This window comes from Pseudomonas sp. TE9122, from assembly GCF_056278925.1.
In genome coordinates, this window is sequence record NZ_JBWBQI010000001.1 from 3,324,269 (window position 1) to 3,336,659 (window position 12,391).

The window sequence follows — 12,391 nt, forward strand, 5'->3', positions numbered from 1 at the left end:
CATGCTGCGTTATCTGAGTCGCCGATTGCTGCTGATCATCCCCACGCTGTTGTGCATTCTGGTGGTGAATTTTCTTATCGTGCAGGCCGCGCCCGGCGGGCCGGTGGAACAAGCCATCGCCCGCCTGCAAGGCATTGGCGGGCACAGCATGGGCGGCGGTGGCGAAGTCGCGGCGGTCGGCGGTGCCGGGCGCAGCAGCCGTGGGCTGGACCCGGCGCTGATCGAGGAAATCAAACACCATTACGGCTTCGACAAACCGCTGCACGAACGCCTGTGGCTGCTGCTGAAAAACTACGCACAACTGGATCTGGGCAACAGCTTCTTTCGCGGCGCCAAGGTCACCGACCTGATCGTGCAGAAGCTGCCAGTGTCGCTGTCGCTGGGCTTGTGGGCGACGCTGATCACCTACCTGATTTCGATTCCGCTGGGCATTCGCAAGGCGATCAGGAACGGCAGCGCCTTCGATGTCTGGAGCAGCACCGCGATCATCGTTGGCTATGCCATGCCAGCGTTTCTCTTCGCCATTCTGTTGATCGTGGTGTTCGCCGGGGGCAGCTACGTCAACTGGTTTCCGGTGCAGGGATTGGTCTCGGACGACTTCGCCACACTGAGCACATTGGGCAAGGTCGGCGACTACCTCTGGCACCTCGTACTGCCGGTCACGGCGCTGGTGATCGGCGGCTTCGCCACGCTGACGATCCTGACCAAAAACAGCTTTCTCAACGAGATCAGTCGCCAGTACGTGATCACCGCACGAGCCAAGGGCCTGACCGAGCGGCGCGTGCTGTACGGCCACGTGTTTCGCAACGCCATGCTGCTGGTGGTGGCCGGCGTGCCGTCGGCGCTGATCGAAGTGTTTTTCGCCGGTTCCCTGCTGATCGAAACCATCTTCAACCTCGACGGCCTCGGGCGCATGAGCTACGAAGCGGCGGTGTCGCGTGACTATCCGGTGGTGTTCGGCGCGCTGTTTCTGTTCACCCTGTTCGGCCTGCTGATCAAGCTGATCGGCGACCTCTGTTACACCCTGCTCGACCCGCGCATCGATTTTTCGGCGAGGACTGCCTGATGTTCACACTGTCGCCTCTGGGCCAGCGCCGCGTCGCGCAATTCAAGGCCAACCGCCGTGGGCGCTGGTCGCTGTGGCTGTTTATCGGCCTGTGCCTGATCTGCCTCGGTGGCGAGCTGATCGCCAATGACAAGCCGCTGGTGATCCGCTACCACGACGCCTTTTACTTCCCGATCCTCAGCGATTATCTGGAAACCGATTTCGGCGGCGAGTTGCCGTTCCAACCGGATTACGCCAGCAGCTATGTGCACAAACTGATCGAGGATCAGGGCGGCTGGATGCTGTTTCCGCCGATCCCGTTCAGTTACGACACGGTCAACTACGACCTCACCGAACCGGCGCCCAGCCCGCCGTCATCAAGCAATTGGCTGGGCACCGATGATCAGGCTCGCGATGTTCTGGCGCGGGTGATTTTCGGCACGCGGATCTCGATTCTGTTCGCGCTGATCCTCACCGCGATCAGCGCGTTGATCGGCATTCTCGCCGGGGCCTTGCAGGGCTACTACGGCGGCTGGGTCGACTTGCTCGGGCAGCGCGTTCTGGAAATCTGGTCGGGGCTGCCGGTGCTGTATCTGCTGATCATTCTGTCCGGCTTCGTCTCGCCGAGTTTCTGGTGGCTGCTGGGGATCATGGCGCTGTTTTCCTGGCTGGCGCTGGTCGACGTGGTGCGCGCCGAGTTCCTGCGGGGGCGCAATCTCGAATACGTGAAAGCCGCGCGCGCGCTGGGCCTGACCGACAGCGAACTGATGCGCCGGCACATTCTGCCCAACGCCATGACTTCCACCCTCACCTACCTGCCGTTCATTCTCACCGGCGCCATCGCCACCCTGACCGCGCTGGATTTCCTCGGCTTCGGCATGCCCGCCGGCACCGCATCGCTGGGCGAGTTGATCGGCCAGGCCAAACGCAATCTGCAGGCACCGTGGCTGGGGCTGACGGCGTTTTTTGCCCTGGCGCTGATCCTGTCTTTGTTGGTTTTCATCGGTGAAGCGTGCCGAGATGCCTTTGATCCGAGGAGCTGACATGCAAGACAACCTGATTGAAATTCGCGACCTGCGGGTGGCCTTCGCCGGGCAAGAAGTGGTGCACGGTGTGAGCCTCGATATTCGCCGTGGCGAGTGTCTGGCGCTGGTCGGCGAGTCCGGCTCGGGCAAGTCGGTGACGGCGCATTCGATCCTGCGCCTGCTGCCTGGCCAGAGCGTCAGCAGCAGCGGAGCGATTCGCTACAACGGCGTGGATTTGCTGCACGCCAGCGAACAGCAGATGCGTGGTCTGCGCGGCAATCGCATTGCGATGATTTTCCAGGAGCCGATGACTTCGCTGAACCCGCTGCACACGGTGGAAAAACAGATCAGCGAAGTGCTGGAAATCCACAAGGGCCTCAAGGGCCGCGCCGCCCGCGCGCGGACGCTGGAGCTGCTGGAACTGGTGGGTATTCGCCAGCCGTTGCAGCGACTCAAAGCCTATCCGCATCAGCTTTCCGGTGGTCAGCGCCAACGGGTAATGATCGCCATGGCGCTGGCCAACGAGCCGGAACTGTTGATTGCCGATGAACCGACCACGGCACTGGACGTGACCGTACAGCAGAAGATTCTTGAGCTGCTGATCGAGTTGCAGCAGCGCCTCGGCATGTCGCTGTTGCTGATCAGCCACGACCTCAATCTGGTACGCCGGATCGCTCAGCGCGTGTGCGTAATGCGTCAGGGCGAGATCGTTGAACAGGCCGATTGCGAGACGCTGTTCCAAGCGCCGCAACACCCCTATAGCCGGTTGTTGATCGAAGCGGAACCGAGCGGCGCGCCAGTGCCCAGTAAGTACGAGCACAACCTGCTGGAAGTCGATGATTTGAAGGTGTGGTTTGCCCTGCCGAAAAAACTCTTCAGCCGCCAGCAGGATTACATCAAAGCGGTGGACGGCGTCAGTTTCACCCTGCAACGCGGCAAGACCCTGGGGATTGTCGGCGAATCGGGGTCGGGCAAGTCGACGCTGGGCCAGGCGATCCTGCGCCTGGTCGAATCAGAGGGCAATATCCGTTTCGGCAACAAGCAGTTGAGCCTGCTCAATCAGCGTCTGATGCGCCCGTTGCGCCGGCAGATTCAGGTGGTGTTTCAGGACCCGTTCGGCAGCCTCAGCCCACGCATGTCGGTGCAGCAGATCATTGCCGAAGGCTTGCTGACCCACGGCATCGGCAGCGAGGCCGAGCGCGAGGCAGCGGTGATTCGCGTGCTGGAGGAAGTCGGCCTCGATCCGCAAAGCCGCCATCGTTATCCCCACGAATTTTCCGGCGGCCAGCGCCAGCGCATCTCCATCGCCCGCGCACTGGTGCTGGAACCGGCGCTGATCCTGCTCGACGAACCGACGTCGGCGCTGGATCGCACGGTGCAGAAGCAAGTGGTGGAGTTGTTGCGCCAGTTGCAGATCAGGCATGGGCTGACGTACCTCTTCATCAGCCATGACCTGGCGGTGGTGCATGCGCTGGCGCATGACTTGATGGTGATCAAGGACGGCAAGGTGGTTGAACAAGGCTCGTCGCGGGAGATTTTCGCTGCGCCGCAACATCCGTATACCCAGGAACTCCTGAAAGCCTCCGGCCTGAAGCCTGATGAAGAACCTTGTGGGAGCGAGCCTGCTCGCGAATGCGGTGCATCAGTCACATAAGTGCTGGCTGGCCCGACGCTTTCGCGAGCAGGCTCGCTCCCACAGGTTTGATAGGTGGTGTTTGAAATTTATTTTTCCGGCACTGCATCCAATCGCCTCCGCCACGGGTAGTCCCTGTAACAGCCCACTCTGGTGCTGTCAGCGCCCTACCCTTTTCGGAGAATCATCGGATGAACATCACCCAGCTGATTGGCTTCACCGGTTTGCTCGCCTTCACCGCGACCACCTTCGCCCAGAGCAGTTATCCCGACGCGATCAAGGTGCCGGACGGGCACAAGATTGCCCTGGAAACCACCGGGGTTGGCGAGATCACCTACGAATGCCGCGACAAACCCAATATGGCCGGGCAGACCGAGTGGACCTTTGTCGGCCCGAAAGCGGTGCTCAATGATCGCAGCGGCAAACAGGTCGGCACCTATTTCGGCCCGCCAGCGACCTGGCAAGCCAAGGACGGTTCGAAAGTCACCGGCACGCAATTGGCCGTGGCACCGTCGAGCCCGGGCAACCTGCCCTATCAACTGGTCAAGGCCAATCCGGCCGAGGGCAAAGGCGCGATGACCGGGGTCAGCTACATCCAGCGTGTCGCGCTCAAGGGCGGCATCGCGCCGGGCAGTGAGTGCACCATGGCGAACAAGGGCAAGCAGGAAGTGGTGAAGTACCAAGCGGATTATATTTTCTGGGCGGCTAACTGATATCCGGAAGCAGTGCACAATCCTGTGGGAGCGAGCTTGCTCGCGAAGAAGGAGTGTCAGTCGCCTTATTACTTTCTGACCCACCGCATTCGCGAGCAAGCTCGCTCCCACAGGGAACCATGCCTCTGGATGTTTGGGAAATGTGAGCTAGATTGCACCCCATGCCTTTACCCGAATCCGTTTTCGATTACGAAGCCCGCCTCGCCGCCTGTGCCCGAGGCGAGCGCGCGGCTTTGCGCGATTTGTATGTGCAGGAAGGCCCGCGCCTGCTCGGTGTGGCCAAGCGGCTGGTGCGCGATACGGCGCTGGCGGAGGACATTGTGCATGAGGCATTCATCAAGATCTGGCACGGCGCGGCCGGGTTCGACCCGGCGCGCGGCTCGGCGCGGGGCTGGATGTTCAGCGTGACCCGGCACCTGGCCTTGAATCAGTTGCGCAAGCAAAGTCGGGAAACGCCGTTCAGCGAAGAACATGAGACAGCGGCGTCTGATGAGGCGGTCGATGTTCACTCGGCGCGCATTCATCGCTGCCTCGAACAACTGGAACCGCAGCGGCGCAGCTGCATCCTCCATGCCTACGTCGACGGTTATAGCCACGCGCAGATTTCCGCGCGCCTCGACACGCCGCTGGGCACGGTCAAAGCGTGGATCAAGCGCAGCCTCAATGCTTTGCGGGAGTGCATGGGATGACCGGCGAATCAGCGCAGGAACGGGATGAACTGGCCGGCGAATACGTGCTCGGCACCTTGTCGTTCGAACAGCGCATCGAGGTGCAACGGCGCCTGCCGAACGATCCTGAGTTGCGCGCGGCAGTCGACGCATGGGAGCGACGTCTGCTGGAGCTGACCGATCTGGCCGAACCTCAGCAACCCTCGGCGCAGTTATGGCCACGTATCGAGCGCAGTCTCGAGCGGCTGACGGTGAGAAAACCTCTCGCTTCCTGGTGGAACCTGCTGCCGCTGTGGCGCGGTTTGAGTGCGGCGGGCCTGGCTGCGACGCTGATTCTGGGCGCGATGCTACTGACCCAGACTGCGCCGAAACCGAGTTATCTGGTCGTGCTGGTGGCGCCGCAGGACAAGGCGCCGGGTTGGGTGATTCAGGCGAGCAATGCGCGGGAGATCCAGTTGATTCCGCTGGGGGTGGTCGAGGTGCCGGCGGACAAGGCGCTGGAGTTCTGGACCAAGGCTGACGGCTGGTCGGGACCGGTTTCATTGGGACTGGTCAAACCGGGGCAAGCGTTGTCGGTGCCGCTGGACAAGTTGCCGCCGCTGCAACCCAACCAGCTGTTTGAGCTGACCCTGGAAGGCGCCAATGGCTCACCGATCGGCAAACCGACCGGGCCGATTCAGGCGATCGGGCGTGCGGTGAAGGTGCTCTGAGGCTCTGCTACGCGGTTGTCCGCAACCATCATCGACGTCGATGTTCACCATCACGGCAATGAAGTTCTCATAAAAAATTCCGGGCGTAACATCAGCTCCATACCAACCAACAACACCCCGGAGCACACCATCATGAAACGCCAGACTCTTCTCAGCATTGCTTTCTCGGTTTTCGCAGTTAACGCTTTCGCCGCCACCCCGGCGCACACCATGATCGCCGAAGGCGGTTCGGACAAGCTGATCGAAAGCCGTCTGGCCGAAGGTGGTTCCGATCGTCTGATCGAACGCCGCGTTGCCGAAGGTGGCTCGGATCGTCTGATCGAACGCCGCGTTGCTGAAGGCGGTTCGGATCGTCTGATCGAACGCCGCGTTGCCGAAGGTGGTTCCGATCGTCTGATCGAACGCCGCGTTGCCGAAGGTGGTTCGGATCGTCTGATCGAACGCCGCGTTGCCGAAGGTGGCTCGGATCGTCTGATCGAGCGCCGTGTTGCCGAAGGTGGTTCGGATCGTCTGATCGAACGCCGTGTTGCTGAAGGTGGTTCGGATCGTCTGATCGAACGCCGCGTTGCTGAAGGTGGTTCGGATCGTCTGATCGAACGCCGTGTTGCCGAAGGTGGCTCGGATCGTCTGATCGAACGCCGTGTTGCCTGATGCATGACTGCAAGCGCAACACCGCAGAGAAACCCGGCTCCCGCAGCCGGGTTTTTTATGTCTGCGTGTTTTATCCGGCCTTGGCCATGCAGCGCTTGTAGCGCTCGTCCACGCGCTTGGCGAACCAGGCTGTGGTGAGTTTGCGGGTGATCTTCGGACTCTGCAGCACAATCCCCGGCAATACCGCGCGCGGTAACGCCTTGCCTTCGGCCCGCTCCGCCAGTTCGAACACGCGCTGATAGAGTTTGGTCTCTTCGAATTCCAGGGTTTTGCCCTTCTCCAGTTGATCGCGAATCGTCGGGTTGCGCATGCCCAGCGACTTGCCGAGGGTGCGCACCGCCAGTTCGGTGCTACCGGGCATGATCGAGTCGTAGCGAATCAGGTCGCCGTCCAGAGTCAGCGGAATGCCGGACGCGCGGCTGACCGCATTCTGAAACGCGGCATTGCGACTGGCGTACCAGCCGGCGTTGAAATCGGCGAAACGATACAACGGCTCGCGGTAATTCACCGGGTAACCAAGCAAATGGGCGATGCCGAAATACATGCCGCCGCGCCGGCTGAACACTTCACGGCGGATCGTGCCGTCCACCGTGTACGGATAATCCTTGGCGTGCTCCTCGGCGAATTCGATGCTGACCTGCATCGGCCCGCCGGTGTGCACCGGGTTGAAGCCGCCGAACAGCGTGCGGCCCATCGGCACCATGCCGATGAAGTCGTCGAAAATCGCGCTCAGTTCCTTTTCACTGCGCGCCGCATTCAGACGCTCGCTGTAGGTCTTGCCGTTGGGCGAGCGCACTTGCAGAGCGCCGCTGACCAACAGGCTGGGGATGTGCACCTTGGCGGCGCGGCGGTCGATTTCGTCGCGGGCGATCTTGCCCAGGCCGGGCACCGTCGGGTCGGCCTGGAAAGTGGATTCCTGCTCGGCCACGGCCAGTACCGAACACAGATTCTGCGTGGTGGTATTGATGCCTTGTGCGGCAAACGCAGCGTAGATGTCCGTGGCCCAGCCCTGACGGTCGGCGGTTTTTGCCGGCAACAGCCGAACGATTTCCGCCTTCACTTCAGCCGGCGGACGCGGCGCCGGTTCGTTGCTGCGCTGGCTGGCGCAACCGGCGAGCAGTAGCACGGCGCCGAGAGTAATGAGTAATCGCATGTTGCTCCATCCAATCAAATTAGCCACAACACCATACACAACCCCCGTAGGAGCTGCCGCAGGCTGCGATCTTTTGATCTTGCTTTTTGCAGATCAGATCAAGATCAAAATCAGAAGATCGCAGCCTTCGGCAGCTCCTACACGCTGATGACAAACTGATTGCAAAACGTTACTGAGAAAACCTATCATTCGCGCCTGGAGTCGCATTAGCGCAAGGAGTTCCGCGCCGCCCTTATTTTTCTTTGGCCGCTCGCCTCCAGGATCCGACATGCCCGCTTCAGCTCGACTCGGCGCTCCATTTCGCCCGACTTTGCTTGCCCTGCTGTGCTCCCTGACCGTTACCGCTCACGCTGCTGAAGACAACAGCAAAGAACTGGTGCTCGACGACGTCAACGTCAATGCCCAGGCCCCTGCGCCCAACGCCCTGCCCCCGGTCTACGCTGGCGGTCAGGTTGCGCGCGGCGGCCAGTTGGGCGTGCTCGGCAATCAGGACATGATGGACGTGCCGTTCAGCGCAGCGTCCTACACCGAGCAATTGATCCAGGATCAGCAGGCGGAAAACGTCGCCGACGTGCTGCTCAACGATTCTTCCGTGCGCCAGGCCTCGGGCTTCTCCAACCAGGCGCAGGTCTTCATGATTCGCGGCCTGCCGCTCAATGGCGATGATATTTCCTATAATGGCCTGTACGGCGTATTGCCCCGGCAGATCATTTCCACCGATGCGCTGGAGCGCGTGGAAGTGTTCAAAGGCCCCAACGCTTTCATCAACGGCGTGACCCCGACCGGTTCCGGCATCGGCGGCGGCGTCAACCTGCAACCCAAGCGGGCCGGCGACGTGCCGCTGCGTCGTTACACCACCGACATCAACAGCGAAGGCCGCATCGGTCATCACTTCGACATCGGCCAGCGTTTCGGTGAAGACAACCGCTTCGGTGCGCGGGTCAACCTGTCGCAACGCGAGGGCGACACCGGCATCGATCACGAGAACCAGCGCTCGAAACTGTTCGCCATCGGTCTGGATTATCGCGGCGATGCGCTACGGGTTTCCGGTGACTTCGCCTATCAGAAGGAACGCGTCAACGGCGGCCGCAGCTCGGTCAACCTCGGCACCGCCACGCACATCCCGGATGCGCCATCGGCGGACACCAACTACGCGCCGAAATGGGGTTACACCGACATCGAAGACACCTTCGGCATGCTCCGCGCCGAGTACGACCTCAACGACAACTGGACCGCCTACGCCGCCGGTGGCGCCAAGCACACCCGTGAAGTCGGGCGCTATAACTCGACCACGCTGGTCGGCAACAGCGGCGCCTCGTTCACCACCGGCTCGTTCGTCCCGCATGACGAGGACAACACCAGCGTCATGGCCGGCCTCAACGGCAAATTCAACACCGGCCCGGTCAGCCACAAGCTGAATTTCGGCCTGACCGGGATCTGGGCCGAGCAGCGCAGCGCTTATGACTTCGACCTGACCCGCTACTCCAACAACATCTATCACCCGATCACTACCCCAGCGCCGGTCGGCAACTTCGCCGGTGGCGATCTCAACGATCCGGGCATCGTCGGCAAGACCTTCAACCGCAGCGTGGCGATTTCCGACACCCTCGGTTTCTTCGATGATCGCCTGCTGGTCACCGCCGGTCTGCGTCGCCAGCAACTGGTGGTGCAGGGTTACAGCTACGCCAGCTACGGCAGCGGCCCGCGTTCGTCGAGCTACGACGAATCGATCACCACTCCGGTGTACGGCATCGTGTTCAAGCCGTGGGAGCATGTGTCGTTCTACGCCAACCATATCGAAGGCCTGGCCCAAGGGCCGACTTCGCCGACCAGCTCCGGCGGTTTCCGCGTCACCAACGGCAACGAGGTCTACGCACCGAAACGCTCCAAGCAGACCGAACTGGGCGTGAAAGTCGACATGGGCACCTACGGTGCGAGCCTCGGTGTTTACCGCATCGAACAGCCAAGCGATGGCTACTGCGAAATCAACAGTCCGACCACTTGCACCTACGTCCGTGAAGGCGAACAGATCAACAAAGGCGTGGAGATGAACGTGTTCGGCGAGCCGATCGACGGCCTGCGCCTGATCAGTGGCCTGACCCTGATGGACACCGAACTGAAAAACACCCTCAACGGCGCCAACGACGGTAACCACGCCATCGGCGTGCCGACCTTCCAGTTCAACGCTGGCGTGGACTGGGACGTGCCGGGCCTGCAAGGCGTTGCGCTGAACGCGCGGATGCTGCGCACCGGCGGACAATACGCCGACGCAGCAAACAACCTCAGCCTGCCGACGTGGAACCGCTTCGATGCAGGCGCGCGTTATGCGTTCAAGGTGTCGGAGAAGGATGTGACCGTGCGGTTCGGTGTTGAGAACCTGGCGAACAAGAAGTACTGGGAATCGGCTCAGGGCGGCTACCTGACCCAGGGCGAACCGCGAGTGGCGAAGTTGTCGGGGACGATCGACTTCTAAGCGTCATTGCGTCGTAAAAAAAGGCCCCGCAGCTTCACGGTTGCGGGGCCTTTCTGGTTTTTGTGGTGCTTGACCGGACGCTTCGCGAGCAGGCTCGCTCCCACACTGGAATGCGTTCCCTGTGGGAGCGAGCCTGCTCGCGAAGAGGCCGGAACTGGCGACCTGATCCATACTTGCTGCACAGCCACAGGAGGACAGCCCCATGAACCGCAGCGACGTGCTGATCATCGGCGCCGGCCCGACCGGTCTGGTCCTGGCGCTGTGGCTGAGCAAACTCGGCGTGCGCGTGCGCATCATCGACAAGACCTCGGCGCCAGGCACCACTTCCCGCGCTCTGGCCGTGCAGGCACGCACCCTCGAGCTGTATCGCCAACTCGACCTCGCCGACACCATCGTGCCGTCGCGGCCATCAGGTCGCTGCGGCGAATTTCTGGGTCAACGGCAAACCGGTCGCGCACCTGCCACTCAAGCGCATCGGCGAAGGCCTGACGCCCTACGCGTTTGTCGAGATTTTCCCGCAGGACGAGCACGAACGGCTGTTGCTCGAGCGCCTCGAAGATTACGGCGTCAGTGTGGAGCGCAATACCGCACTGGACAGCTTCGAGGAAACCGGCGACACCCTCACCGCCCACCTGCGCCTGCCCGATGGCCGGCAGGAAGTCTGTCAGGCCTGCTATCTGGCCGGTTGCGACGGCGCCCGTTCGGTGGTGCGCAAAGCCCTCGACACCGACTTCCCCGGCGGCACCTATCAGCAGATTTTCTACGTCGCCGATATCACGGCCAGCGGCCCGGCGCTCAATGGCGAGTTGCATCTGGACCTGGACCAAGCGGATTTTCTCGCGGTGTTTCCACTGGCCGGCGAAGGCCGCGCGCGACTGATCGGCACGGTGCTTGACGAACGCGCCGAGCGTGCCGAAACCCTGCAATTTGCCGACGTCAGCAGCCGCGCCATCGAACACCTGAAAGTGCATATCGAAGACGTGCACTGGTTCTCCACTTACCGCGTGCATCACCGCGTGGCCGAGCACTTTCGCAACGGCCGGGCGTTTCTGCTCGGCGATGCCGCCCATGTACACAGTCCGGCCGGTGGCCAGGGCATGAACACGGGCATTGGCGATGCAATCAATCTGGCCTGGAAGCTCGCCGCCGTGCTCAGCGGTGGTGCCGAACCGAAACTGCTCGACACCTACGAAACCGAGCGCATCGCCTTCGCTCGCCGACTGGTCTCCACCACCGACAAGGTCTTCAGTTTCGTCACCGCGCAGGGTCGCATGGCCGATCTGCTACGGATGCGTGTGGCGCCGTTTCTGCTGCCGAAAATGGCCGGGTTCGAAGCCAGCCGCGAATTCCTGTTTCGCACGGTCTCGCAAGTCACCCTCAACTATCGCGGCATGCCACTGAGCCAGGGTGAAGCCGGCCACGTGCACGGCGGCGACCGCTTGCCGTGGGCGCATGATGGCGAAGGGGATAATTTCGAACCGCTACGGCAGCCATGCTGGCAGGTGCATGTGTACGGCGACACCAGCGACGAGATGATCGCCTGGTGCGCCGAACACCACTTGCCGCTGCACGTCTTCGACTGGCGCCCGGCGTTTGAAACGGCGGGATTGGGGCGCAACGGATTTTATCTGTTGCGGCCGGATACCTATGTGGCGATTGCCGATAGCAGCGCCGATCCGAAGGTGATCGAACGCTACTTCCTCGATCACGGCATCCGGCCTTTTCAGTGACCTTCACACTTTGTTGGCCAGCCATTCGTCGGAAAGACCTGAACACCTGTCAACTCTGACAGTGGACGCATTGCGCAGCGCCACCTCTAATCATTGCTCACCGTTTTCAAGGAGCAATCAAGATGGAACTGTCCACCGCAGACCAAGTGCAAGACATAGAGGTCACTGGAACATTAAACGCACTGTTCGAAGTCGCCGACCACCAACCTTTAAATGCTGCTTTGATCGAGTTGCGTTCAACCCAGCGGGTAAAATATGAGTTCCGAGGGAGAACGGAGGCCAACGACAGGTCTTTTATATTTCAAATTTTCAGCGATCTGGAAGATGGAACATATGAAATACCTTCGACCTACTACCAGTACGCCGCATTCTACTTTGCAAATCATGCAGGTTGGACGTACGCATCGCCCAATCAATCAATCTTGCATCTAACGATTTCTGAAAATAAAACTCGTTTCAGTGGAGTAATCAAAGCTGATTTCGATCCAGTCGAACACAAAACTGGTGCTTCAACGCTGTATGTCACTGCGTCGCTAGGTGTCAAACTCAGCAAAGCTCTTTTCTGATAAAAATCGAATCATGGAGACGAT

The 12,391-nt window shown here is 61.1% G+C and carries 11 protein-coding genes and 1 pseudogene; 11 read left to right on the top strand and 1 reads right to left on the bottom strand.

The window, feature by feature from the left end; translation table 11 throughout:
* The first annotated feature begins 1 nt into the window (after position 1).
* From ACZ9BE_RS14900 to ACZ9BE_RS14930, 7 genes are all read left to right on the top strand, one after another.
* Positions 2-1,066 (top strand): microcin C ABC transporter permease YejB, encoded by a 1,065-nt coding sequence (locus tag ACZ9BE_RS14900; RefSeq protein WP_476249627.1) that lies wholly within the window; start codon positions 2-4, stop codon positions 1,064-1,066.
* A complete protein-coding gene (locus tag ACZ9BE_RS14905; protein ID WP_056788667.1) occupies positions 1,066-2,088 on the top strand; it encodes an ABC transporter permease in 1,023 nt (340 codons plus the stop codon). The genes ACZ9BE_RS14900 and ACZ9BE_RS14905 overlap by 1 nt, the downstream gene beginning before the upstream one ends.
* Position 2,089: 1 nt before the next feature.
* A complete protein-coding gene (locus tag ACZ9BE_RS14910) occupies positions 2,090-3,724 on the top strand; it encodes an ABC transporter ATP-binding protein (RefSeq protein ID WP_476249628.1) in 1,635 nt (544 codons plus the stop codon).
* A gap of 170 nt (positions 3,725-3,894) precedes the next feature.
* The gene (locus ACZ9BE_RS14915; protein WP_476249629.1) at positions 3,895-4,416 is read left to right on the top strand and encodes a DUF3455 domain-containing protein; all 522 of its coding nucleotides are present in this window, start codon (positions 3,895-3,897) and stop codon (positions 4,414-4,416) included.
* A 161-nt stretch (positions 4,417-4,577) separates the two neighbouring features.
* Positions 4,578-5,105: a sigma-70 family RNA polymerase sigma factor gene (locus tag ACZ9BE_RS14920; protein ID WP_095182134.1), complete on the top strand. Its 528-nt coding sequence runs from the start codon at positions 4,578-4,580 to the stop codon at positions 5,103-5,105.
* On the top strand, positions 5,102-5,794 hold the full coding sequence (locus tag ACZ9BE_RS14925; RefSeq protein WP_095182135.1) for an anti-sigma factor: 693 nt from the start codon (positions 5,102-5,104) through the stop codon (positions 5,792-5,794). Before ACZ9BE_RS14920 ends, ACZ9BE_RS14925 begins: the two co-directional genes overlap by 4 nt.
* Before the next feature lie 132 nt (positions 5,795-5,926).
* Positions 5,927-6,445 carry a phage infection protein gene (locus tag ACZ9BE_RS14930; RefSeq protein WP_217862971.1) on the top strand — a complete coding sequence of 173 codons (519 nt, stop codon included), beginning with the start codon at positions 5,927-5,929 and terminating at the stop codon, positions 6,443-6,445.
* Between the two features lie 70 nt (positions 6,446-6,515).
* On the opposite strand, the gene ACZ9BE_RS14935 is transcribed toward ACZ9BE_RS14930, so the two are convergent.
* On the bottom strand, positions 6,516-7,598 hold the full coding sequence (locus ACZ9BE_RS14935) for a DUF1615 domain-containing protein (protein WP_460161083.1): 1,083 nt from the start codon (positions 7,596-7,598) through the stop codon (positions 6,516-6,518).
* 268 nt (positions 7,599-7,866) lie between these two features.
* Between ACZ9BE_RS14935 and ACZ9BE_RS14940 the strand changes: the two genes are divergently transcribed.
* From ACZ9BE_RS14940 to ACZ9BE_RS14955, 4 genes and pseudogenes are all read left to right on the top strand, one after another.
* Positions 7,867-10,071, top strand: coding sequence for a TonB-dependent receptor (locus ACZ9BE_RS14940; RefSeq protein ID WP_110646956.1), 2,205 nt, complete (start codon positions 7,867-7,869; stop codon positions 10,069-10,071).
* A gap of 202 nt (positions 10,072-10,273) precedes the next feature.
* Positions 10,274-10,480, top strand: a pseudogene (locus ACZ9BE_RS14945) (FAD-dependent oxidoreductase); the annotation flags it as partial.
* 130 nt (positions 10,481-10,610) lie between these two features.
* The gene (locus ACZ9BE_RS14950) at positions 10,611-11,801 is read left to right on the top strand and encodes an FAD-dependent monooxygenase (protein WP_476249630.1); all 1,191 of its coding nucleotides are present in this window, start codon (positions 10,611-10,613) and stop codon (positions 11,799-11,801) included.
* 122 nt (positions 11,802-11,923) lie between these two features.
* Positions 11,924-12,367 (top strand): hypothetical protein, encoded by a 444-nt coding sequence (locus ACZ9BE_RS14955; RefSeq protein ID WP_150634883.1) that lies wholly within the window; start codon positions 11,924-11,926, stop codon positions 12,365-12,367.
* The last annotated feature ends 24 nt before the right edge of the window (positions 12,368-12,391 follow it).